Source organism: Streptomyces sp. NBC_00443 (assembly GCF_036014175.1).
GTDB lineage: Bacteria > Actinomycetota > Actinomycetes > Streptomycetales > Streptomycetaceae > Streptomyces.
The window spans coordinates 63720-85506 of the sequence record NZ_CP107917.1; the positions used below are offsets into that span (position 1 = coordinate 63720).

The 21787-nt window shown below is 67.8% G+C and carries 21 protein-coding genes and 6 pseudogenes; 13 read left to right on the forward strand and 14 right to left on the reverse strand.

Annotation, left to right across the window (positions count from 1 at the left end):
* The first annotated feature begins 18 nt into the window (after positions 1-18).
* The 3 genes from OHO27_RS00275 (at position 19) to OHO27_RS00285 (ending at position 1220) form a co-directional block, all read left to right on the forward strand.
* The gene (locus OHO27_RS00275) at positions 19-174 is read left to right on the forward strand and encodes a DUF6131 family protein (protein WP_328419167.1); all 156 of its coding nucleotides are present in this window, start codon (positions 19-21) and stop codon (positions 172-174) included.
* Between the two features lie 132 nt (positions 175-306).
* Positions 307-477, forward strand: a complete 171-nt coding sequence (locus OHO27_RS00280) for a hypothetical protein (protein WP_328419169.1) — start codon at positions 307-309, stop codon at positions 475-477.
* 434 nt (positions 478-911) lie between these two features.
* Positions 912-1220, forward strand: a complete 309-nt coding sequence (locus OHO27_RS00285) for a hypothetical protein (protein ID WP_328419171.1) — start codon at positions 912-914, stop codon at positions 1218-1220.
* A gap of 260 nt (positions 1221-1480) precedes the next feature.
* On the opposite strand, the gene OHO27_RS00290 is transcribed toward OHO27_RS00285, so the two are convergent.
* Both OHO27_RS00290 and OHO27_RS00295 read right to left on the reverse strand, forming a co-directional pair.
* Positions 1481-2026: an EF-hand domain-containing protein gene (locus OHO27_RS00290; protein WP_328419173.1), complete on the reverse strand. Its 546-nt coding sequence runs from the start codon at positions 2024-2026 to the stop codon at positions 1481-1483.
* A 322-nt stretch (positions 2027-2348) separates the two neighbouring features.
* Positions 2349-2765 (reverse strand): annotated as a pseudogene (locus OHO27_RS00295) (CBS domain-containing protein).
* A gap of 404 nt (positions 2766-3169) precedes the next feature.
* On the opposite strand from OHO27_RS00295, the pseudogene OHO27_RS00300 reads away from it, so the two are divergent.
* Positions 3170-3542 (forward strand): annotated as a pseudogene (locus OHO27_RS00300) (amidinotransferase); the annotation flags it as partial.
* Positions 3543-3817: 275 nt separating this feature from the next.
* On the opposite strand, the gene OHO27_RS00305 reads toward OHO27_RS00300, so the two are convergent.
* From OHO27_RS00305 to OHO27_RS00315, 3 genes and pseudogenes are all read right to left on the reverse strand, one after another.
* A complete protein-coding gene (locus OHO27_RS00305) occupies positions 3818-4105 on the reverse strand; it encodes a hypothetical protein (RefSeq protein WP_328430730.1) in 288 nt (95 codons plus the stop codon).
* Positions 4106-4126: 21 nt separating this feature from the next.
* Positions 4127-4300: a hypothetical protein gene (locus tag OHO27_RS00310; protein WP_328419175.1), complete on the reverse strand. Its 174-nt coding sequence runs from the start codon at positions 4298-4300 to the stop codon at positions 4127-4129.
* Between the two features lie 25 nt (positions 4301-4325).
* Positions 4326-5283, reverse strand: a pseudogene (locus OHO27_RS00315) (DinB/UmuC family translesion DNA polymerase).
* A 14-nt stretch (positions 5284-5297) separates the two neighbouring features.
* On the opposite strand from OHO27_RS00315, the pseudogene OHO27_RS00320 reads away from it, so the two are divergent.
* Positions 5298-5556, forward strand: a pseudogene (locus tag OHO27_RS00320) (transposase); the annotation flags it as partial.
* Positions 5557-5667: 111 nt separating this feature from the next.
* Here the strand turns inward: OHO27_RS00320 and OHO27_RS00325 are convergent.
* Complete coding sequence (locus tag OHO27_RS00325; protein ID WP_328430299.1) at positions 5668-6177, reverse strand: hypothetical protein; 510 nt, start codon at positions 6175-6177, stop codon at positions 5668-5670.
* A gap of 481 nt (positions 6178-6658) precedes the next feature.
* The gene (locus OHO27_RS00330; protein ID WP_328419177.1) at positions 6659-7492 is read right to left on the reverse strand and encodes a hypothetical protein; all 834 of its coding nucleotides are present in this window, start codon (positions 7490-7492) and stop codon (positions 6659-6661) included.
* 256 nt (positions 7493-7748) lie between these two features.
* Here OHO27_RS00330 and OHO27_RS00335 point away from each other — a divergent pair, with 256 nt between their 5' ends.
* From OHO27_RS00335 to OHO27_RS00345, 3 genes and pseudogenes are all read left to right on the forward strand, one after another.
* Positions 7749-8069 carry an ANTAR domain-containing protein gene (locus OHO27_RS00335; RefSeq protein ID WP_328419179.1) on the forward strand — a complete coding sequence of 107 codons (321 nt, stop codon included), beginning with the start codon at positions 7749-7751 and terminating at the stop codon, positions 8067-8069.
* Between the two features lie 342 nt (positions 8070-8411).
* Positions 8412-9216: pseudogene (locus tag OHO27_RS00340) on the forward strand (ATP-dependent DNA ligase).
* Positions 9213-9368, forward strand: coding sequence for an ATP-dependent DNA ligase (locus tag OHO27_RS00345; RefSeq protein WP_328419181.1), 156 nt, complete (start codon positions 9213-9215; stop codon positions 9366-9368). Before OHO27_RS00340 ends, OHO27_RS00345 begins: the two are co-directional and overlap by 4 nt.
* A gap of 254 nt (positions 9369-9622) precedes the next feature.
* Here OHO27_RS00345 and OHO27_RS00350 read toward each other — a convergent pair whose 3' ends face one another.
* Complete coding sequence (locus OHO27_RS00350; RefSeq protein ID WP_328419183.1) at positions 9623-10705, reverse strand: hypothetical protein; 1083 nt, start codon at positions 10703-10705, stop codon at positions 9623-9625.
* A 270-nt stretch (positions 10706-10975) separates the two neighbouring features.
* On the opposite strand from OHO27_RS00350, the gene OHO27_RS00355 reads away from it, so the two are divergent.
* Entirely contained in the window at positions 10976-11110 is a 135-nt protein-coding gene (locus OHO27_RS00355) for a hypothetical protein (protein WP_328419185.1), read from the forward strand.
* A gap of 449 nt (positions 11111-11559) precedes the next feature.
* Entirely contained in the window at positions 11560-11913 is a 354-nt protein-coding gene (locus OHO27_RS00360; RefSeq protein ID WP_328419187.1) for a hypothetical protein, read from the forward strand.
* Here OHO27_RS00360 and OHO27_RS00365 read toward each other — a convergent pair.
* The 5 genes and pseudogenes from OHO27_RS00365 to OHO27_RS43020 all read right to left on the reverse strand — a co-directional run bounded on the left by OHO27_RS00365 (position 11900) and on the right by OHO27_RS43020 (position 18988).
* Positions 11900-13135: an IS110 family transposase gene (locus OHO27_RS00365; protein WP_443059496.1), complete on the reverse strand. Its 1236-nt coding sequence runs from the start codon at positions 13133-13135 to the stop codon at positions 11900-11902. The two genes, OHO27_RS00360 and OHO27_RS00365, sit on opposite strands and share 14 nt — an antisense overlap.
* Before the next feature lie 63 nt (positions 13136-13198).
* Positions 13199-13510, reverse strand: a complete 312-nt coding sequence (locus OHO27_RS00370) for a relaxase domain-containing protein (RefSeq protein ID WP_328419189.1) — start codon at positions 13508-13510, stop codon at positions 13199-13201.
* Positions 13511-15185: 1675 nt separating this feature from the next.
* Positions 15186-15660, reverse strand: a pseudogene (locus tag OHO27_RS00375) (transposase).
* A gap of 191 nt (positions 15661-15851) precedes the next feature.
* Positions 15852-17834 (reverse strand): CASTOR/POLLUX-related putative ion channel, encoded by a 1983-nt coding sequence (locus OHO27_RS00385; protein ID WP_328419195.1) that lies wholly within the window; start codon positions 17832-17834, stop codon positions 15852-15854.
* A 512-nt stretch (positions 17835-18346) separates the two neighbouring features.
* Positions 18347-18988, reverse strand: coding sequence for a class I SAM-dependent methyltransferase (locus tag OHO27_RS43020; RefSeq protein ID WP_443059497.1), 642 nt, complete (start codon positions 18986-18988; stop codon positions 18347-18349).
* 158 nt (positions 18989-19146) lie between these two features.
* Here OHO27_RS43020 and OHO27_RS00395 point away from each other — a divergent pair, with 158 nt between their 5' ends.
* From OHO27_RS00395 to OHO27_RS00405, 3 genes are read left to right on the forward strand one after another with little or no spacing between them, the layout of a single operon-like run.
* Entirely contained in the window at positions 19147-19881 is a 735-nt protein-coding gene (locus OHO27_RS00395; protein WP_328419197.1) for a helix-turn-helix transcriptional regulator, read from the forward strand.
* 5 nt (positions 19882-19886) lie between these two features.
* Complete coding sequence (locus OHO27_RS00400) at positions 19887-20024, forward strand: hypothetical protein (protein WP_328419199.1); 138 nt, start codon at positions 19887-19889, stop codon at positions 20022-20024.
* 24 nt (positions 20025-20048) lie between these two features.
* Positions 20049-20183: a DUF6192 family protein gene (locus OHO27_RS00405; protein ID WP_443059684.1), complete on the forward strand. Its 135-nt coding sequence runs from the start codon at positions 20049-20051 to the stop codon at positions 20181-20183.
* A gap of 332 nt (positions 20184-20515) precedes the next feature.
* Here the strand turns inward: OHO27_RS00405 and OHO27_RS00410 are convergent, their stop codons facing one another.
* Positions 20516-21121, reverse strand: coding sequence for a dihydrofolate reductase family protein (locus OHO27_RS00410; RefSeq protein WP_328419201.1), 606 nt, complete (start codon positions 21119-21121; stop codon positions 20516-20518).
* Positions 21122-21787: the final 666 nt, after the last annotated feature.

Consider the following 21787-nt stretch of genomic DNA (forward strand, 5'->3'; position numbering starts at 1 on the left):
TGCACACCGGAGGCTGCCATGCTCCTCATCGGCGTCATCCTGCTGATTGTCGGCTTCATCACCGACATAGCGATCCTGTGGACAATCGGAATCATCCTCACGGTCATCGGCGCGGTCCTGTGGATCATGGGCTCCATGGGCCACGCGGTCGCCGGCCGCCGCCACTATTGGTGACCGTCCCTCTCACCCACGCCTCGACAACGGGCCACCGAACCGGCGGAGCAGGCTCCTGGAGTCCGGTCGCCCCATTTCGCCGTGTCACCACGCTCCTGCTCGTGCGTTCACAGCTGGCAGCGGGCCCCGCACGTGAAACTCACCTTCGCCGCCGACGCCCTCGAGGGCATCACCGAACAGCTCCGCATCGACAGCGGCAAGAACCACGGCGGCTACCACGTGGCCGACCGCCTCGCCTCGGCATCACACCCTGGCCCCGGAGCCGGAAGCCCCCTGCGGGGCAGGCTCTGTGACGGCCTTTAAGGCGCACATTGAGCCCGGGTAGGCTGCCGGTCATGGTGGTGTCCTCATCTGGCGTCAAAGCGGGAACTCTGCGCGGGCGGGCGCTCTCGGCCTTGTTGTCACTGGCCCTGCTCACTGCCTGCTCCGGCGACCCACGTGGCATTCCCTCAAACGCGAGCTCTTCACCTGCAAAGTCTCAAGATCCCAAAGGGTCTGCACGCAAGCAGCCGGTGATGCCGACCCCCGAAGAAGCCTGCCGAGGCGGCGTACCCCTCCATCCCGCGAGCCCGCCGTACGCCGGGCCGGCCCCACATCGAGTGATCGGTTTTGCGCTCTACGATCCCGATAATTGGGAGGTCTACGGGCCGCCGTATCCGCCACGCCTGCCGCCGTCCTGGGCATCGTCCATGCCGGACAAGTACGGCAGTGAGCCTCGGGTTTTCGCACTCGCACCCGTGGAGGCCGACTTCAAGCGAGCGCAACTGGCTGTCTGTATGTCCTCGCCGCGGCTGACAGGCAGGACGGCCGTCGGGGAGGAGTGTGGCCCCTATGAAGGCGTGAGCAGGGAAGTGTTTCCGGCTGACTATGATTTCGAGGTATTCGAGGCTAGGACTGGTCGTCTCATCAAGTCCTTCACTCTCAGCGGATCCGAGAATGACTGCCCGCCGTCAATCATGCTGGGCGACCAGTCAAAGATCACCCAAGCCGTCAGCGACGAAGCTCTCACTGCTGAACTTCGCTCCCTGGTAGAAAAGGATCTCTGAACGCCTCCGGGTTCCCGACTCGCGTCGTCCAGTTGGATGGATGGCCCTTCTGCCCGTCGCTGGCCTGGAAGGCTCCGCCGGTCGAACGACAGGACGATCGAGACCGAAGGATCCCCTGCCGTGATCGCTCTGACCTCCATCCAGGCGGCGCATGTCAACAGGAGCCGAGCTCCTGCCTTGGCTGTCGAAGGACACCGGCGTGGGTGAACCCTAAGAGGTCAGCCAACAAGCTGATCCGTCTCGTCACCCCTGGAGCGGCATTACGTCGGTCGCCCGGGGTTGGGGAGGGTTCGGTAGGCGGCGGCCATGGGGGAGGAACCGGTGGTGACGTAGTCGTGGATGCCGGCGAGGTAGTCGTCGCGGTCGACGAGGCCGTCGCCGTCGGTGTCGAGGGCGTCGAAGGCCTGGTCGGCGTCCACCCGGGCGTTCCTGGACGCCACCCGCAGCCGGGTGAACTCCTCGCGAGTGAGCCGGCCGTCACCGTCGTGGTCGGCGACATCGAAGAGCGAGCCGAGGGCCGGCCGGCAGGACCGTTCGAACGCGTCGTGCCCGGCCCACGTGCGGTACTCCTCGAACACGACCCGTCCGTCGTGGTCGGCGTCCATGTCCGCCCAGACCTCCTCGTGCGCGGCGCGGGCCGCGTGCAGCACGGGGTCGTCGGCGGGGCGGCCCATGGCCGCCGCCGCGCGGTCGACCCGCGCGAGGTACTCCGTGCGGGAGATGACGCCGTCGCCGTCCCTGTCGAGCATGGCGAAGATACGTTGCTTGGCCGCGTCGGTCATGGTGGCGGTGGCTTGCTCAGGCACTGTCCTGTTCCCGTCTGCCGTCTACGGAGCCCCGCGGCATCCGCTTGCGGCGTGCTGCGCACGGTGCGTGCGGGTGCCTGAGGGATGACACCGCCAAGATCACCACGTTCGCCCGGCGGTCGGCCTCCGGCCCGCCCGCCGATCACCCGACCACAAAGGCCAGGCAGACCCAGTCACAAGAGGGCTCCCACCACCTCGTGCTCCGAAAGAAGCAGCACGTTGTCCATGATCAGGCTCAACACCTGATATCGGCCACGCCGTGGTCGCTCGACCGGCTCCGGGGGCTCTGCCGTCTCGCAGGGCGCCGTGGCCGCGGGCTGGTTCAGTCGGTCGACAGGGCCTCCAGGAGGTCACCGACCCGAGGATCGGGCAGGGCGCGGGCGACGTCGGCCTGGGCGACCATACCGACCAGGTCGTGCCCGTCGATCACCCGGCAGCCGCCGTACCTTGTGCTCCTTCATCGTGCGCAAGATCTCGTCCACATCGTCGTCCGCGCCGATGGTCACGGCCTCCCCTGGGCGAGGTCGCCGGCCGGACAAGTGGCGGGGTCCTTGCCCGCACCGAGAACCTTCACCACGATGTCCCGATCGGTCAGCATGCCCTTGAGCTTGTTGTCGGTGCCACAGATCGGCAGCGCGCCGACCCCGAGATCGTTCATCTTGCGGGCCGCGTCCAGCACCGTCTCCTGCGCGCCGATGCACTCGGCCCCACCGGTCATGATGTCCCGCGCCTTCGTCATGCCGATCCCTTCCCTTGTTGCTGCGGGGCCTGAGCCAGTGCCAACGCCTCGGGCCTCACGCCCGCGCAGAATAGACGCGAGATGTGTTCCCAACCAGCACAATCCGTAACGAAGCCGCCCACAGCTTTCCTCCGGAACAGTCCTGGCGAATTCGGCTGACGCGGAAGGCCGAGCCGTGCTTTCGGGGCCGCACCGCAGTGGGCTCCCACTCCTGCCGTCAGGCCAGCGGGATCAGCCAACCGCCCGTTCTCGGCCCGCCTTCGGCCCCTGCGCGAGCCAGCCACAGATGAGCGGCGCCCGGCCGGGTACCCGGCACGATGCCGGGCCTCGCGAGAGTTCCAGCACAAGCAGCGACCGTGCTCGCACCGACCAGGCGGCGGGTTCTCTACCGAAAACCGATGAGGATGACGGCAGTGCAAAGGCCTGAAAGGGAAGCGGCGACGCTCGACACCGGTGTTGACCTCGATTGCCCGGTCAGTTCACACAATGAGTGGGACCCGCTGGAGGAAATCCTCGTCGGGCGTCTCGACGGCGCGGTCTTCCTCCCGCCACCCCGTCGTCCTGTGCAACGTCCCTGCGTGGGTGCAACGGCTGCTGGGGTTAACCGGTGGCTTGCGCTATCCGCGCGTGCTGCTGGAGCGGGCGCAGCAGGAACTCGAGCAGTTCGTCGGCCTTCTGCAATCCCTGGACATCACGGTCAGGCGGCCGGACGCCGTCGACCACAGGCGGCGCTTCGGGACCCCGCACTGGTCGTCGCGCGGCTTTTGCAACACCTGCTCTGGGGCCCGCTACGGTCATCCCCTGACTTGCCGCACCCGCGTCGGCGGCGTGGCCCACCCGATGCGGCCTGCGGATCTGATCCCGCCGCCGGGGCACCCTGGCGGCAAACGCGGTGCACATCTCCCCGATCGGGTTTACTCGGAAAGCCCCGGGGGACACGTGCGGCGGCTGAGCGGCCGTGGGACTGAGGCCGCGGACACGGTGGGACCCGTGCCTGCGGCCTCACCTTCCGATGACAGCTACCCGTCGGACACTCCGTGCAATGCCTCCTTTTACTCGGCGCCTGTCCAGAGGCCGCCGGGCTTCTTCACGGTGGCGCGGAACCTTTCGATCGTGGCCCGCACGTGTGTTGCTTGGTCCCATTCCGCACCGTACTCGCCGGTGGGCGTACGCCAGTCGCGTACGAGGTGTTCGGCCACCGCGGCGACGTCGTCCGGCGCTGCGAAGACCCGGTGCAGCGCGGCAAGCGGCTGGGTCGGGGTCGCGATGGACGGGCTGACCCCGAGCAGCGCGTAGGACCAGCCTCTGTCTTCCTCCCAGTTGAAACGGAGGCCGCCCACGCCGCCGGTGCGGCTGACGTCTCACACAAGCACCAGGTACATCGTGTCGCCGTGCCGGGGGTAGGTGCGGTCGGCGCGGACCGTACCGGGAGGGATGCCCCGTCCGGTGAGGGCCTCGTCGACGGCCTGGAGATAGGGCCAGTGCGGCAGCCGCTGGGCCGAACCGGCCCCGAGCCCGGGCGGGTTGAGGATCACGGCTCACCGCCGTGGGTGGGGCGGGTCATGAGGCGCGGCGGAACACGGCGGCAGGGCCGATGATGCGGGAGCCGAACTTGTCGCGGACGCGGTCGACGGCGGCTTCGGCCACCAGCCTGGCTTCGCGACCGTCGTCGAGGCTGATCTGCTGGGCGACCTGGTCGGCGCCGATCAGGTCCTCGCCCTTGAGGGAGAGCGCGGTCAGGCGGCCGCGCTGCAGGCCTGCGCCGTCCATCAAGCGGTAGGCGAGGGCGCGCAGGTCGTCGTCGTGCGCGGACGGCTCAGTCAGACGGCGGGTCTTCGTCCAGCTGCTGTTCCCGGCGAACGTGAGCGTGATGGTCAGCGCGCGGGCTGCCTGATCGCGGCGGCGCAGCAGCAGCCCGAGCCGGACCACCAGGTCGAGCAGAGCAGCCCGAACCGGGGCGCCGTCCAGAGTGTGCCGAGGGAAGGGGTGGCGGACGGTCGCGGCGGCCGGCAGGGCGCGGGGGACAACGGCGCGCGGATCGATGCCACGGGCACGGTCGGCGGCGGTGCGGCCGGCGCGGCCGCCCAGCAGACGCTGGACGGTGGCGGCCGGGACGGCGGCGAGCAGACCCACGGAGTGGATGCCGTAGTCGCGCAGCACTACTGCGTGACGGGGGCCGATGCCGTGCAGGGCGTCGACGGGCAGTGCTCCCAGCCAGTCGGCGGCCTTCTCGGGTGCGATGGCGAGAACGCCGCCGGGCTGCGGGATCTGGGCTGAGGCGGTGGCCGCGGCCGTGATCGAGGATCCGATCCCGACGCGTACGTCGACACCCAGGCGAGAGAGGGACCGCACCCGCAGGACCTCGCCCAGGCGGCGCGTGTCGGGGCCGTGATAGCGCAGCGCGCACCAGGGCCGCTGTGGGCGGCAGCGCCTGGACCACCGGCGAAAGGTCCGCGAGCTGCTCCAGAACCTGCCGGTAGGCCTCCTCCGGCAGTCGGTCCGGGCAGCGGACGTGCATCACCGTCGGCACCCGGCCTGCCGCTCCGCTACATCATCTTGGACAACCTCTCCGCCCACACCGGCGCGGACATCCACCGCTGGGCGAAGAAGAACAAGGTCGAGCCGTGCTTCACCCCGACCTACGCCTCCTGGGCCAGCCCGATCGAAGCCCACTTCGGCAGTTCACCTGGCCAACTCGAACCACCGCAGCCACCCCGCGCAGACCAGGGCCCTGCACCGCTACCTGCGCTGGCGCAACGCCAACGCCCGCCACCCCGACGTACTCGCAGCCGCAGCCTGACTGCTCAACCCGGTGGCCCGGAAACGATCACTGGGCAGCTCAGCCATCGGCCACGCATGTCGGGCCGGGAAGCGGTGGGACAGGTCAAGGACGTGGTAAAGGCTATACCTGTCCACGTGCACGGTGCCGCTTTGCGTACGACCAGGTCACCGCGATCATCAGGGCCGGGATGGCGAACAGCGGGGCGAAAACGAACCCCCAGACGGTCTGTGCCGTACCGCTCGACATGTACGTCTGGCTCTCGACGGTGAAAGCGACCACGAGTTGCCACAGTGCCACCAGAACCAGGACGCCCGAGGCGGTCCAGGCCAGCGGGCCGAGGACCCTGGGGTGCAGCGGCCTCCACCGGTCGTTGACGAGCAGCAGCGGAAACAGAGCGGCCAGCTCAGTGAGGACTGAGAGGCCGACGACGTATGCGATGCCCCAGCCCGGGATGTCGAAGACATCGCGCAGCACTTGATCGCTGTAGCCCACATAGACACCGGATGCCATGGCGATGCGCCACAGGCCGGACGGGACGGCGCACAGAGCGATGGCGTGGGCGGCGCGGCGAGCCCAGACAGGCGCAGGTGCGGAGGGGAGAGGGGCGGTCGCTGTCGTCATGTCGTACATGCTGGCCCTGGACATGGCGGCCACGCTTCGTCCGATACGGCGGACCGTATCCGCCCTGCGGATGAGGACGCACCCGATGCAGGAGGACCTGAGGAGGAGGACTCAATCACCGCACAGGCTGGGTTATCCAACCGTCCAGCGATCGAGGACATCGCGACCAACCCGGTGAACGTTCGCGGTCACAGCACCAGGCGCAGGGACCAGACCTGGCGACCGCTGAACTCCGCTGGATGCTGTCAGCGGCAGCATGATCGGCCCGTAGCCGGATCTCAACCTACGTGGGCGGCCGAAGGGCCGTCGCATCACGCGCACCAACGCCCTCCATCGTCACCAACCCGCACGGCTGATGTGCAGGTCACTGATGTCAGACGAATACGGCACACACCCAGTTGTGACTGAGCACTTCAGTTGGCCTGTCAGCGGTGTAGTCGGCCCGGGTGTGCGCTGTTGTTGTCCCGCAGGTGTGATCTTCGGCGCTGTTTCAGGTACTGGTCGCTCGGGCCGAGCGGGGTTGGGTGCGGACGGCAGGCAGCCGGGCGCTGTCTTCGGCTCCGGCCAAGCTGTCGCCCAGGGCCAGGAGCGAGAGGATCCGCACCGGCCTGCCTGCTGTGGCAGCGGCCTCCAGTTTGTGGTGGCCGTCGAGGAGGAAGTGGGTCAGGCCCCAGTGCGCGGAGGGGTCATCTCCCAAGCCGAGGGAGGGCTGGCACACGTCCAGCGTGGAGATCGCCACCGCTGTGGGGACCGTTCCCCGTCCCATGAGCGCGACGTACTCCTCGACACGCTCCCTCTCGTTCCACGTCGGGGGAACCATGGGCACAACGAACTCGTAAAGGTGGGCGTCCGCGTCGACGGCGGTCTCGAAGGTCCGGTAGTACGGGGTATGCGGGTACTCCGGCAGGCCCCAGAACTGATCGATCCCCCACGTCGCGACCTGCTCGCCGCTGAAGTAGTCGCCTTCCTGGCCGGGGACGACCAACCTGGGTTCCACGTCCAGGAGAAGCGGAAGGTACTCGCCCTCCGGCAGCAACACACCGAACGCCTCGATCACCCCGCCGTCGTCCGGATCCTCCAGTGCACCCTCGAGCCGGTCCTGCACGCTCTCCAGGGACAACTTCTGCCTCGCGCTCTCCAACCGGCGGAACAGCAACGGGCACGTTCCGCAAAAGAAACTGAGCTCGAAGGCAGGCTCGTCGTCGACCATGAGCAAGCGACGCCGCAGCCCGCCGCCGATCTCCTGCAATTCCGTATCGAAGTGCAACCGCGCCTCGGGGGCGGGGAGGCCGAGGCTGCGCGGTTCGCCCAATTTGATCAGCACGGACCGACCGTACGGGACGCTGTGGACCGCCTCCACCGACTACTGAGCGCGTATCTGGCCGGACGGGCCAAGCAGAGCGCCCAGTCACACCAGTTCCAGCGCCCCTCGGTCCGGGCTTGACTCGACAAGCGCTCCACCCTCGACGCCCCGATCCTGGACACCACACAGAACGTCAGCACCACGCATACGGCAGGCAACATGAGGGCAGGCGACCAACGAAACGTCGACGCCCCCGAGACGACACCAGGAGGCATCCGTGCGCAGCAACGTCGGTCCAAACCCCTCCGCAGTTCAGACTGACGAGTCCCCGGCGACCCGGATTCCAGAGCTGGAATCCAAGGTCGGCCAGCTGGAACACACTGTGGAATCTCATGCCGTCATCGATCAGGCGATGGGCGTCCTCATCGCCGTCGGACGCCTCTCAGCCGCTGAGGCCTGGGACGTGCTCCGGGAAACTTCCATGAGCACCAACATCAAGCTCCGCCACGTGGCCGAACTCGTCGTCACCTGGGGTGCGACCGGTCACCTCGCGACAGATATCCGCAGCGAGCTCTCGCGCAGGCTGGCCCCTATCTGAGCGATCAACCTGAAGCGCGCCCGCCCGGCCGCACCGCTGGGAGAACGGTGCAGCCGGGCGATCGGGCCCGCGGGCCGCACCCAAACCGGCGGACTGCGCAGGTACTGCCGGAGAATCGCGCCCGCCGCCCGTCCGGATAATCATCCTGCGGCCCACCCGGCCACTGGCTGGCCACGGCGCGCCAGCACGCGCACCACAAGCCCCGAACAGCTGACAGACGCTCGCCCTGGCATCCCCGACCGCAGCCGTCCGGCCCTGCCTCCGTGGGCCGCCGCGGTCACGTGAGCGGCGAACCGCTCCGGGTGGAAGGCATGGGGCGTGACGTGGACGCTGCCGGAGCCGATGCTGGCCAGCCCTGTGCCTGATCCAGTCCTGCCCCCGGGGTGGGCCAGCGAGCCCAAGTGGGACGGATTTCGGGCCCTGTTCTCCATAGACGCTGGACGTGTGGTGCTGCGGTCCAGGCGTGGCACGGACCTGGCGCCGGCGTTCCCGGAGGTGGCCGCCGCTCGCGGGCAGCTGCCGGACGCTACGGCGCTGGACGGGGAGCTGGTGGTGTGGGAGGCCGGGCGGCTGGCGTTCGAGCGCCTGCAGGAGCGCCTGCAGCGGCGTGCTGCCGGAGCTTCCCGGCTCGCACAGGAGTGGCCCGCGCACTTCGGCCTTCGACGTGCTGCGGCTCGCGGGCCAGGACACAACAGCGTGGCCGTACCGGCGGCGCCGGGCCGCGCTGGAGACATTGTTCGCCGAGCGTCAGCTGACGGCGCCGTGGGCGCTGTGCCCGTCGACCACCGACCCGGACACCGTCCGCGAATGGCTGACGTGGACGGCGGCCGGCCTGGAGGGACTGCTCTTCAAAGGACTCGACAGTCTTTATCTGCCTTCGGTGCGGGGGTGGCGGAAGTACAAGGTGCGCGAGAGCCAGGACGCGATCGTCGGCGCCGTCACCGGCTCCCTCGCCGCGCCCCGAAGTCTGATCCTAGGGCGACTCGATACCGACGTGCGCCTGCGATACGTCGGCCGCACACGACCCTGTCCGAGGCGGCCGGCGCCGGTGTCGCCAGTCTGCTGTCCCCCGCCGCGGGCGGGCACCCGTGGACGGGCTGGACGTTCTCCGCCGGGTGGGGCAGGTGGGGCACGAAGGAAACCTTGACCGTCACCCTCGTACAGCCCGACCTGGTCGTGGAAGTCGACGTCGACGTCGACGTCGCCCGGGACAGCACCGGCCGATGGCGCCACCCCACACGCTGGCACCGCACCCGCCCAGACCTCTCCCCCGACGAGGTAGCCCCCTTCGGCATCTGAACCCCCCGGGGCCCGGGGGGTCGCTCTGCAAACGAGAACGGGAGTCGTTTGTCGATGGCTTCGGGAGTCACTGCGTGACCCCCGTCGCTTGATCAATGCCGATGAGTTCGGGAGTCACGGACGGCCGGAGCGGCGGTTCGAGGGTCCTCCCTCGGCAAAGCGGCGCCGGGCCCACGGAAGCGGCGTGCGGTGCGCGCCTCACTCATCGGCCGGCGGGTGACCGGCGAGGCGCTCGGGATTGTGCTGCGCGCGCTTCATGGCGGCAGTGTCGAGCTTCTGTTGCCGAAGGGGAGTTCCTGGTCGAGCTTCTGCGCGGCATCCTTGGCAAGCCCCCCGTCGACCATCTGCCAGAAGTGCGGTTCGTAAGGCTGGCGGACGTGCACCGGCTGCGAGAAGAGCATCTTCATCACCGGGTCGGTGCCCGCGCCTTCGAGCAGGTCTCCCGGATCGAAGGGCTCGGCGTGGCGGATGAGGCCGAAATCGAGGAGGCGCTGGCAGCCGTCCTCCCAGGCATCATCGCGCAGGCCGAACCAGCGCATGCGGGACCGTGTGGTGAGGAAGACCCCCGACGTGTGGTGCTTCTTGGACGCCCACTGGCTCAACATTCTCAGGATGAGCCAGGTGGCGACCTCGGAAGGATTGAGTAGCTGGATCCAGCCCTTCAGGAAGAAGTCCTTGGGAAGCGCGATCGTCTGGGCGGCCGACCCTTGTGGATCGGGGACGGTGTAGAAGTCCGGAATCTTCCTATCGCCCCGCCCGCCCTCCTCCATGAGCGAGAAGTTCTCGTACAACCGCTGTCCGCGCGCGCCCCGAGGCATGTTGACCAGGGCGTCTTCCTGGCCGAGTTCTTCCAGAGTTCTCAGGGCTCCCTTGACTTGCTGGAGGCGCAGGGCCTCCAGCTTCCTCTTGCGCCACCGGTCCTCCGCCTGCGTGCTACCGCGGAGTTCCGCGGGCATCTGCTCCAACGTGGTGTCGTACGTACCCAACACGGTGTCGTACGCGCCGTCGATGGCAACGAGGGTGGACCACGATCCGGCCCCCTTCAGCGGGAGAACGTTCTGCCAAGGTTCCCCTGTGTCCAGTCGGCACTGCGCCTCGAAGGCCGCCAGCAGGTAGAAGCGCAGCGCTATCCCCCGTGGAAGGACCAGCTTGGTGAGCCTCGACCGTTCCCCGTCGGCCCGCAGCAGGGTGCGGCGCAGGATGATCGAGTCCGGCTTCTTCCCGGCCTTCCAGATTCCATCCAGGGCCTTAGAGGCAGTCGTGACCGAGCCGGTCTTCCGCATCTGCTGCAGCCGTCGCAGTCTGCGCTCGTCCGTCGTCTCCTTGGCATCAGCCACGACCGCTCCAAAGTGAGTCAGCGTTTTGATCTCGCTGTTTTAACCCGGGAGAAGGCTGTCACTGACGTCCTTTACCCGGGTCAAAACGTTGATCACGCCCTGAATAAGGCTCTTCCGGGCCCCTGAAGATTGATTCAGGCCCGCTCAACGCGGGCGCCGCGGCTACGCCGTTCGCACGGACGCGAACGGCCCCGGGTACCAGCCGGGGCCGCCTGCTCGAAGAACTCTTCAAGGAGAACGGTACGTGGCGGATTCCCAGGACCCCAGCCCTTGCCGCAGCGCTGGGCGATCATCCTGCTCGCCGGTGTCGTGGCGGGCGCACTCGTCCTGAGCCTGGCACGTGTGCTGCCGGGGCTCAGTGCCGCTGGCGCGACCATGCTCGCCCTGCACAAGCTCATGGCGTAGCGAAACACGGTGGAGGGCGCTGCCAGCACCCTCCACCGGCGCTGCCAGGCACCCCGGGCCGTCCCTGTACCCAGCGGGGCGGCAGCGGCTGGTGCCTTCCGAACTCGTGAGCATCCACTGGCCGCCTTCCACGCGCCTCCCGCGCTCATCGACAAACGACTCCCGATCTCGTGGACAAAGCCATGAGGGCTTCTCCACCGTCTGCATCGCGCGGGCGGCGCAGCTGCGCCTTGCCATCCAGCGCCACGCTCATAGGCTGGTGCTGCTCGGGGTCGTCGCGGAGACACCTCAGGCGTTTAACGTGTCAAGCTGCGGCGGCGAGTTCGACGGGCAGCGCGGTGTGTTCGTCGAACAGCTGGTGGTGCTGGAGACACCTCACAGTCCTATGCCGGTCAGGTCGCTGGGGTCGAGGTCTCGAACAACGACGACCTCGCGGCTAGCCTTGCCGCATGACCGAATCGGCCTCTCTCCTGCGCTCCTTGCCGACTTGGGTCCAGGTCGCCGCGGTGCGGGACTTCATCCACGGACGGACGTACGCGGCCGCCGTTCCGACCATCCGCCTCAACGGGGAGCCGCCCCACGCCCCAGGTTCCACACTGGCGCGCGTAGCGGAGGTCAACGGGGCCCTCTACGAAGTCACGTCTCATCTGTGCCGTCGGCTATATGACGAGCTTGAGAGTGGTCGCCCTGGCCCCACCGCCCATGCATCGTGGGATGCCCTCCTCACGATCACCGCGGCTTGGCGCGAGGACCCAGAGCTGCCGACCTGGGTGAACGGGCTGCTGCCGATCAAGCCGCGCTGACCTCGAGCTCAGGCGGTCCAGGGAACGCGGCCTGCTCCTCGAAGAGCTCGCGGTGCTGGAGACAGTGGTAGAGCTGGCCGAGCATGCGATTGAAGAGGTTCCTCTGGGCGGCGGCATGCCAGTCGCCACAGCTATCGCGCCGTCTGCGGTAGTGGGCTTTGGCGCCCGGTGAGGCGCTGATCGCTGAGAAGGCCCAGAGATAGCCGGCATGGTTGAGGTGGTCGTTCTTCACCCACCTGCGGGTGACAGCCGACTTCTTGCCGGACGCCCTGGTGATGGGTGAAGCGCCGGCGTATGCCTTGAGTCCGCGGGCGTCAGAGAATCGGGATCGGTCGTCTCCGATCTCGGCCAGTACCCGAGCGCCGAGCTGATGTCCGAGACCTGGGAAACTGAGGATGATCTCAGCGTCCGGATGCTGAGGGAAAGCCTCCTCCACCGCCTCGGCCAGGTCGTCGGCTGCCGTGTATGCGGCCTCCAGATGGACCACGAGGGCGAGCATCTGCTTGCCGAGAGCCTCCTCGACCAGCGATGGCTGGTGGGCCCAGTCGGCGCGGAAGATCTCCCGAAGCCGCTCGGCCTCGGCTGCGATGCCCCGCTGGCGGTCAGCGCGCTTGAGCGCGGCCTGCAGCTGCGTATGCGTCAGCCGCGCGGCTCGCGTCGGTGTCGGGGCCGCCCTGAGGAGCTCGTGAGCCTCCGGCCTGCACAGACCGTTCCGCCAGGACTCGAACGCGGTGAGCGCTGAGGGGTAGTACTCCCGCAGCAGGGAGCGGAGCTGATTGGAGATCTGCTGCCGATTCCACGTCGCGTCCTGCTGGGCCCGTGCCGGCACACTAACCACGCGCGCCATGTCGCTGTCCTGCGGCAGCGGCCGGTGGGCGTGCATGTCAGTGCGCAGGATGTTGGCCAGGACCAGCGCGTCGCCGGCGTCGGACTTCTTGCGGGAGACGGGGTGCCGGTCGCGGTAGCGGGCAGCGGCCATCGGGTTGATTGCGAACACCTTCCGCCTGCCCGTCCGCAGCACCGCGACGAGCAGCCGTGAAGTCTCGATCGCGACCGGGATCGGGGCCTCCTCGGTGTCGCCAAATTCGGCAAGCAGATCCAGAAGGATCTTGTAGCCGACCGCGTCGTCCGTGATACGCCGCTTGGTTACGAGCACGCCGGCGTCGTCGACTAACGCAACGTCGTGAGTACTCTCCGCCCAGTCGATGCCGCAGTAGATCAAGATTCCCCTCCCCTGGCGCAACGATTTATCCTGGTCACGAGCACGTGCGGGCCACGCGTCGACCTAATCCCAGGACTCAGCGCGATGACTGGTCCGCCACCTCAGCAGCCGTTCGTGGCACCAGCTCGTCTCACGGGCGTCCGGATGCCGAACCTGCCCGAAGACCAGCTCCATCTGCCGCTGCGTCACTGTCTCCCCGGCGGTGAGCCCGAGGGCGGACAGACCGCGCCCCATCCACACCCCGGGCGGCAGCCCGGCCATCTCCTGAGCGTCCTTCAACGGTCGGCGAGCCGGACGGCGGCCGTCCCCGAAGGACACCCCACGCACGTAGTACCGCCAGGCGTTCCGCCTCTGAACCTTCGCAACACTGATCATCCGGTGGCACCCCCTCAGTGGTGCGAGAACGCCCAGAACCGGCTGCTGGCCACCCGCACTCAAGCCTGCCGGATCGACGGGGTCATCTACCGGACGTGGGTGGAACGGAACGGCACCAGGACCCAGACCGGTGGGGTCGACATCATCATCAACTACAGCTACGGCAGCACGAGTGAATCGCGCATCGCCCACCAAGTCGACGTCACTGCCCCCAAGGGGTGGGGCGACGTACTCAAGGGCTCCTACACCGGCAACGCGCGAGACGGCTACGCCTGCACGAAGGAGAGCGGTTCATTCCCGGCGAAGCCGATCCAACCGCTGAGCAAGTGGCACACGGGTGAGGCCTTCTTCGATTCGACAGCGACCGCATCCGGCGCAGTCGGAGAGTGTGCTTCAGGGTGGGGTCTGACCTTCTCGACGCCGGGTTACCCCCCGACGCACTACGTCGACCCCGCCATCCACGAGTTCCGGTGCGACAACAACACAGCCGGCAGGACAAAACCAGGGTGCGTCGTCCCCTGGTACGCATCGGCCCTGCAATACAGCAAGGCCGTCAATCCTGAACTGGCTTCCCACGTCTCACGGGCGCAGGCATCTGGACTGCCGGGTGCAACCTTCGAAGCTCCGCTGACCCGCACGACCAACGCGACGGTCATCAGAGACAACCGGACGAAGGCATGCGGTGACGCACCCAGCATTGCCGGCAAGAGCTGCGACGAGTACCCCGTCGCCACCTCCTACCAAGGACTCAGTGCCGGCGGGACCCGTCGTAGCTTTGACAGCTGCCAGCTCGATCACATCCCGACCCAGCAGGGCCCAGCGGGTGTCAGCCTCTGCATGATCAATGAGGCGAGAACGACTCACAGGGCGGGCTCAACTCGGGCTTCTACAAGAGCGAGCGCGTCCTCGACAACGACCCGTTCCGGGTACTCGTCACCCCGTAGCCCCATACCGGCGATAACCGCACAGGGTCCCGGGGCGGCTCGCCGACACCGTTGCAGCCGCCCCCGGAGCAGCCCAGCGGGAAGAATCGGCACAGCGCCCGAACGTGAAACGTGAAGCAGGAGAGGCCACATGGACGCCCCATGGCATGAAGTCTTCGTCGGGGAGGGCACGTTCGGACTGCTGGACGAGGGAGAAATCCCGGTGCATTCCGCGGACTGGTCGAACGGGCTCATCGCACCCATGCTGCAAGGCGGAGCGCTCGTCCGCACGGGTATCCGGACCGGATCCGTCTGTGTCCGCGTCCAGGCACAACAAGAACCAGCGACAGAGATAGACGCTTCACGGCCCTGGGAAGAGGTCGTCGAAGCCAGCGTGGCAGCCCCCCCGCGACCACCTCCAACTCGAGTCACTCGACTTCGGCCCTCCCGACCCGAACGGGCCACTCACAGGGCGAGGCAGCACCCACTACCGCGTCCGAGTTCACGCCCGAGGCAGAGAAGCAGCATGGGACAAGACAGCTGAAACGCCCACCGAGGAGTACCTGCTCCTCGTGTGACCCTCCGAACCCGCGCCCACCCAAACCCTGCGCACCAGCAGCCAGCTCGAACAACAGCAACAATCCGAGGCCGCCAACCCTCACCCGCCGCGCACGACCCCGCCGGTAGCGCCTGAGCCGGAACCCCGTGCACGGCCCGACGAAGTGCTCTGAAGGCGCCACTAGGGTCCGTCTTCAAACGGATCTTGCCCAGAGCAGGAACGAGGCGAGAGAGACCGCTGCTTCATATGAGGTGGCGGTCTTGTCGTATCGGGTGGCGATGCCGCGAAAGCCCTTGAGCCGGTTGAAGCAGCGTTCGACGATGTGGCGTCGACGGTAGATCTCCCGGTCGAACCGGGGAGGTCGGCCGCCGTCACGGCCCCGGTTGCGGCGGTGGCGTTGCTGGTCGCGCTTCTCCGGGATGGTGGAGTCGATCTGGACCAGCCAGTCGATGTCTCCGACCGCATCAGCCCGGGCCCTGCATCTGCTGCAGGGCCCGGGTGAAGAAGCCGTCGAGGGCTTAGCGGCGGAAGCGGGTATAGACGGTCTTCCACGGTCCGTAACGTTCCGGCAGGTCACGCCAGGACATCCCGGTCCGGATCTTGTAGACCATGCCGTTGATCACCCGGCGGTCTTCTACCCGTGGTCGACCCGTCGAGGCCCGCGGTATGAGCGGCGCGAGTAACTCCCACTCCTGGTCGGTGAGTTCATGACGCGTACCACCCCTCCATGATCCGCCATCTAACGATCTTTGAAGACGGAACCTAGTTCGACTCATCGGTAGCCTGCGCCACCATGATGCGCGCTTTGATCCTGCGGATGCTCTTGTGCAATGGGGTCCTTCTGAGATGCCCTGTGCGTTCAAGAAGGACCTGTCGCTGACGGCCCTCGGCCGGAAGTGAACGGCGGCACCGCCTCCACGCCGACTGTGCCGTGTCCGTCTCGGGCCGCAGGCATGTTGACGCCCGGGCGGCCGTCCTCGGCGAGTACCACGATGGCATCGTCCTCGCTCAGGGACAGCGGCGCGGTCTTGGCGGGATTGAGGAAGATGCCGTAGGTCGGAGGTTCATCGCTATGCCGCGCGATGCGGTAGCCGATGGCTGTCTCTCCTTGTTGCCGGGCCGCCTCGATGGCTGTTGCGAAGTTCGCTGGTGTTTCCGGGAGTAGGTAATTGGTGGACGGCTTGAGGTAGATCTCCGATCCTGCCGGATCGAACAGATCGGTGAATACGGCGTAGAGGTGGCGGTCCTCGATGAGTTGGGTCAGCAGGAGGCTGATTATCTTGGTGCTGACGATGAAGTCGTCCGCCTTGGTGACCTGGGCGATCTCGCGGTTGGCGTCGTTGTTCATCTCGGTGACGATCGAGTACGGACTGCCGTACCGGATAGCGATGTCGCGGAGGTGAAGCAGCGTCACCAAGGTGTGAGCATCGGCCAATTCAGAGTCGATGCCCTCATCGGTCAGGACGATGATGTTGTGGTAGTTGCGCAGCCCCAGGGACTCCAGCGATGGCCGAAGGGTGGGTTCGCAGGGTTTGTAGCCCACTGTGAGGTTCTCCAAGTGTTCCTGGAGGTCGTTCTCGGGGCGTTGAGTGGCCGCGATGTCGACCAGCGATCCGGGCTCGACCAGGCAGTCCAGCAACGTGATGATCTTTGCCGAGCGGGAGTTCCAGCCGATCATGAGCGTGCGGTCGGGTGTCGGAGGCCGGCCGGGGGCGGAGGTGATCGCCGAGCCGACGATCGTGGGCCGGGCGTCCGCCAGCCGGATGAGCAGGTCGTCCTCGGCCAGGACGAGCACCTCGTCATCGCAGGCGATGACCGTGTTCATCGGCGGGTTGACCAGGGACTCGCCGTCCTTCCTGCGCAGGCCGACCGGGATGCCGAGGTCGAATCGGTTGAGCGCCTCCCCGTACGTGGCGCCGGCCAGCCCGGCTACGGGGTAGGGATATAGCTCGTTGCCGACGAAGCTGAGCATTTCGTTGAAGACGGTGGACAGGCCCGTCTGCCGGTGCGACTGCACGATGAGGCGCACGGCGATGTCGTCGACGTCGATCACCAAGGCGTCCTCGCCGGCGGCGAGGCGGGCCGCCGCCAGGTTGGGCGACCTGCGCACGGCCGCAACGATGTTCGGGCGCGGGCCGTTCCACGACCGGTTGTTCAGGAGCAACAGAGTCTTGATGACATCGGTGTCCCCGTCGTCCGCGACGGGCGGCAGCACCATGATGGACTTGGCTGTGTCCAGGCTGACCAATTCCAGATCCGCCCGCTGGAGCGGGCTGCCGCAGCGGCAGATCACTCGCGTGCGTCCGGTGTCCGGGATCCTTCTGCGGATCTCGTCCTCCATCTCGACCTTGTCGCGCTCGGTGAGGATCACGACACACGAACGCCGCTCACTCTGGTTGGCCTCGACCAATTCCGCGATCACCGTGAAGACTTGTTCCGACCAGCCGAGCACGACGGTGTGCCCGCGCTCGATCAGCCGGGACTTGCCCCGTCGCAGTTCGTGGATCCGGGCCTCCAGGCCGGTGGTCAGCACACTGATGAGTGCGCTGACGATGAAGATCCCGCCGAGGGTCGCGGACAGCATGAGGCCGAGGAACAGCGGACCTCCGGTATCCCCGCCCATCGTGCCGGGATCTAGCGTGCGTAGCAGGCTCATCCAGGCCACGCCCAGCCAGCTGCCGTTCTTCTTGGTGTCCTCGTCGGTGAACGCAACCACCAGAGACGTCACCAGGACGATCAGCACGACGGAGGCCAGGCCCAGCCAGGCGATCAAGGCTTGCGTCCCCCGGTCCATCGTCCCGTCGAACCAGTACCGCACCCGCTCCCGCAGTCTCGCGTGCACCGCCGAACACCTTCCCTCCGATGCCGGTGGCCCTCCCCTGAGCACCGTCATTCCTACCGTCGGCACGATCCTTTAATCGCGAGGATGCAGGGGGTGCAGGGGACAGAGGGGGCGCACACCGCAGGGGGCGAGCCGAACGGCTCCCCGCTGTCACCTGAGACCAGGCTGTGCGAGATCCCGACCAGGTCCTCGCGGACAAGGCCTAGAGTTCTCGCGGCTTCCGCGCCTACCTGCGCCGACGCGGCATCGCGCACACCATCCCGGAGAAGACCGACCAGCAGCCGCACCGACAGAACCGAGGTAGCCGCGGCGGCCGGCCACCGGCATTCGACCGGCAGATCTATCGTCAGCGCACTGTCACCGCCGCCTCCTACGAAGCAGCGGTCAGTCTCGCGTCATTCCCACTCTGGGCGAGATCCGTTTGAAGACGGACCCTAGTTCGTCCACGACGCACACCCTGGCATAGCTCACTGACAGCGCCGCTCCTCGGAATCTGGTCTGTTCTCAAACACTCACTGAACGCCTGCCACGGGGTAGAGCCAGTACCCGCCTTGGCGGCGCGGGCCGTGGTCAATCTCGTGCGGCGGTGATCGCGACACGTCGCACCAGATGTGCGGTGGGCAACCGTCGGCGGGCTTCACCCCGCAGTCCGGCGAGCGAGTCGGGTTCGGCGTCCAGGGCCAGTGCGGTGCGGTAGATCCCCTGGTAATCGGCGCCCTAGGCCGGGGCGCTGGCACAGTGCACGTCCGCGAAGCCCGCTGCTCGCAGCACACGGGGCTAGTCGGTGTCCCGGTGGCGTGGGGAAGCCGATCGTCGCCAGGGGTGTGCGGATGCCAGCCGGTTAGCACCAGACGGCCGCCTGGCTTGAGGATGCGCAGGGCGTGGCAGGCGGCGGCGACGCGGTCGGGGGCGTACTGCAAGGCGTCCAACGACATCGCCCGGTCCACGCATTGGTCGGTCAGCGGGAGGCTACCCAGGTCGGCTACGACGAAGGCCGCGTTGACGGCGAGCGGTGCGGCCCGGGGGCGGGCCTGGGCGATGGCGACCAGGGAGAAGTCGATGCCGATCAGGGCCGCGTGCGCGCGGCCGGCGAGCCACAGGCCGGGCCCGCCGCGGACGCAAACTAGATCGGTGAGGATCTGCCGAGGCTGCAAGTCGAGTTGGCGGGCGATGTGGTGGAGCAGGTCGGCGCAGAGGAAGGAGAACAGGTCGAGGTCCGGCGGCAGGCCTGGGTCGACCAGGCGCGCGATCTGATGTACCCGGTGAGAGTCCGGGCGATGGCCATGATCTGCTCTCGGAAGATGAGCAGGTGGTGACTGGACCCGAGGATCGGGTCGAGAACTTCCTTGAGTTCGGGGTGCCGCCCGCTGCCGCCGGCGTGAGCGTCGACTACTACGTACAGCTGGAACGCGGCCGCAATCCGCACGCCTCGGCCGCCGTCCTGGATGCCGTGGCCCGCGCCCTCCAGGTGGAGCCCGCCGAGCGCGACCACCTCTTCGCCCTGGCCAAACCCGGCCGGCGGCAGTCCCGCACGACGCCGGAGGCGGTACGGCCCGGACTGCTGCACGTGCTGGAGAACATCTCCGGCATCCCCGCGCTGACCCTGGACCACCGCCTCGACGTGCTGGCCATGAACCGGCTGGCCCGCACCTTCTACCCCGGCTTCGACGAGGTCCCGGCGGGCGAATGGAACCTGGCCCGCTTCATGTTCCTGGACGTGGCGGCCCGCGAGCTGTACGTGGAACGGCCCGAGACCGCCCGCGAAAACGTCGGCATGCTGCGCCTGTACGCCGGACGCCACGCGCAGGGCCCCCGGCTCGCCCAGCTCATCGAGGACCTGACCGCCGACCCCGACTTCCGCCGCCTCTGGGCGGACCAGGACGTGTACCGCCCCACATATGGCGCCAAGCGCTACCGCCACCCGCTCGGCGGTGAACTCACCCTGGGCTTCAAGGCGTTCACCCCGTCCGGCGCCCCGCGCCAGACCCTCGGCCTGTACCCCGTCGAACCCGGCTCGCCCTCAGACGCCGCGCTCCGTACGCTCTGACCCCATTGATCGACGAGACCACGCCGCCGCCCGGCCAGCCGGAGAGCCCTGTCGCCCCGGTCGTGCGGCAGCTCGACCGCACCATCGACTTCCTGGACCTGATCGGGGCCCGCCAAAGTTCGTGGCCGCGACCGGCCGGCTGATGCCGCAGCTGCGCGGCCGGCGCCCTGACCGACGACGAGCGGGAGCTGATCCACGAACAGGTCGACCGCGTCCACGCGACCCGCGAATGGATCGTGACGGCCGTCGACAGCGGCCACCTGGACATGGACGAGGAGCTGGAACTGCTGCGGGGCGAGTAGCCGTGCCACGCTCCCTCACGAAGGGCGATGCCGCCCGCGGCTGTGCCAAGGCGATCCGGCGGGTGCTGCTGCAGGCAAGGCCCCCCGGCCTGCACATGCCGCAGCTGATGAAGGCGACCGAGCTCACCCGCAGCCAGGTCCGTGTGACCGTGTCGGCTGAGGCCAGGCCCGGCCGCGACCGCCTCCGGGTGCGAGAGGAACCCTGTCTCTCTCAACCGCGCCACGACCCGGACCGGGCGTCCTGACATTGGCCGTTCACCCCCCTATTAGGTCTTGCTCCGCGCCCTCCGGCGCCGGGCGGGCAGCCGTCCAGACCGGCTGACGGGGCGACGTCACGCAGGGACGTGAAGCGGCGGGTGCTCGAGCACCCGGGGCTTGTACTCGACCAGCTGGATGCGGCCGTCGAAGGTGCGGTGCTCGATCATCTCAAGGGCAACGTCCGGATAGCCGTCGTAGATGCGTTCCTCGCCCGTGGCCCCGGTGATCACCGGGAACATCACGACCCGGAAGCGGTCGACGAGTCCGGCCCGTAGCAGGGACCGGCACAGGCTGAGGCTGCCGATCGTGCTGAGGAGCCCCGAGCCATTCGACTTCATCGCGCGGACCGCCTCGACGGCGTCGTCGCGGACGAGCGTGGAGTTGGCCCACGTCAGTGGCTCCTCGAGTGAGGAGGAGAACACCACCTTGGACGCTTGCGTGAGCTCGTCGACGGACGCCTCTTCCTCGGGCCTGAACTCGTCTTGGCCATCCGGGACCGCGCCTGCGGCGAAGCCCGACATCAGGCGGTAGGTGTTCGCTCCCATCAGGTAGGTGACCTCGGGCTGCTCACCGAGCCATGCGAGGTACTCCGGACCCTCGAGGCCCCAGAACCCCGGCCATCCCTCTCCCGATGCGTAGCCATCGAGGGAGGTGATGAAGTCGACGAGAAGCTCCGACATGGCGATGTCCCTTCCTAGATGTCACGAGCTTGGACCGACCCGGAGCCACAAACTCATCGGCCACGCTGTGGAGTAACAACAAAACCCATGACGCTGCAGCCGATCAGGTCAGCGGAGCGGCACACCTTCGGAGAGCCCGGAGTGCCGGTTCCGGTCTCGATGACGGCGCCGGCACGGGCAGTCGGGTGCATCGCCTAGAGCATGACGCCCAGCAACTAACCCGGCTATGCCGCCGTCGGGCCGGCCACGAAGGCCCGAGCGAGGTGGAGCGGCTCTGCGCCCGGCCCAGGCTGCCGGATGTTCGAAGGTCGCCGTTTCTACCGCCTTGATCAGTCGTTAGCCAGGACGTGGAAGATCGCGGTGAGGATGCCGTGGCCTCTGCGGCCGTGCCGGCCGCATGGGGACCGGAGGCCGAGTCTGCTGGGCTGCACAGCATGGCGGAGTCTGACCGCCGCACAGGCTCGCTGCTATCCCGGACCACGAGAACTGTCATAGTCGCTTTCGCTGTGGCCACCGTTATCGCTGCCGCGGTGAAGGCCATGATCTAGTGCCGCGTCAGGCAACGTTTTTGACGTTGGTCGTTGACCATGAGCCGACGGTAGGTGACGTGGCACCGTGCATCGAAGTCGAGCGTTATGGACACCGTCCCGATCGGGCGCCGATGAG

Excerpts from the sequence above, each read along its gene's own strand:
- OHO27_RS00275 (WP_328419167.1), top strand. The coding sequence starts at position 19 with ATGCTCCTCATCGGCGTCATCCTGCTGATTGTCGGCTTCATCACCGAC.
- OHO27_RS00325 (WP_328430299.1), bottom strand. The coding sequence starts at position 6,177 with ATGTACGACATGACGACAGCGACCGCCCCTCTCCCCTCCGCACCTGCG.
- OHO27_RS00360 (WP_328419187.1), top strand. The coding sequence starts at position 11,560 with ATGACCGAATCGGCCTCTCTCCTGCGCTCCTTGCCGACTTGGGTCCAG.
- OHO27_RS00370 (WP_328419189.1), bottom strand. The coding sequence starts at position 13,510 with ATGATCAGTGTTGCGAAGGTTCAGAGGCGGAACGCCTGGCGGTACTAC.
- OHO27_RS00410 (WP_328419201.1), bottom strand. The coding sequence starts at position 21,121 with ATGTCGGAGCTTCTCGTCGACTTCATCACCTCCCTCGATGGCTACGCA.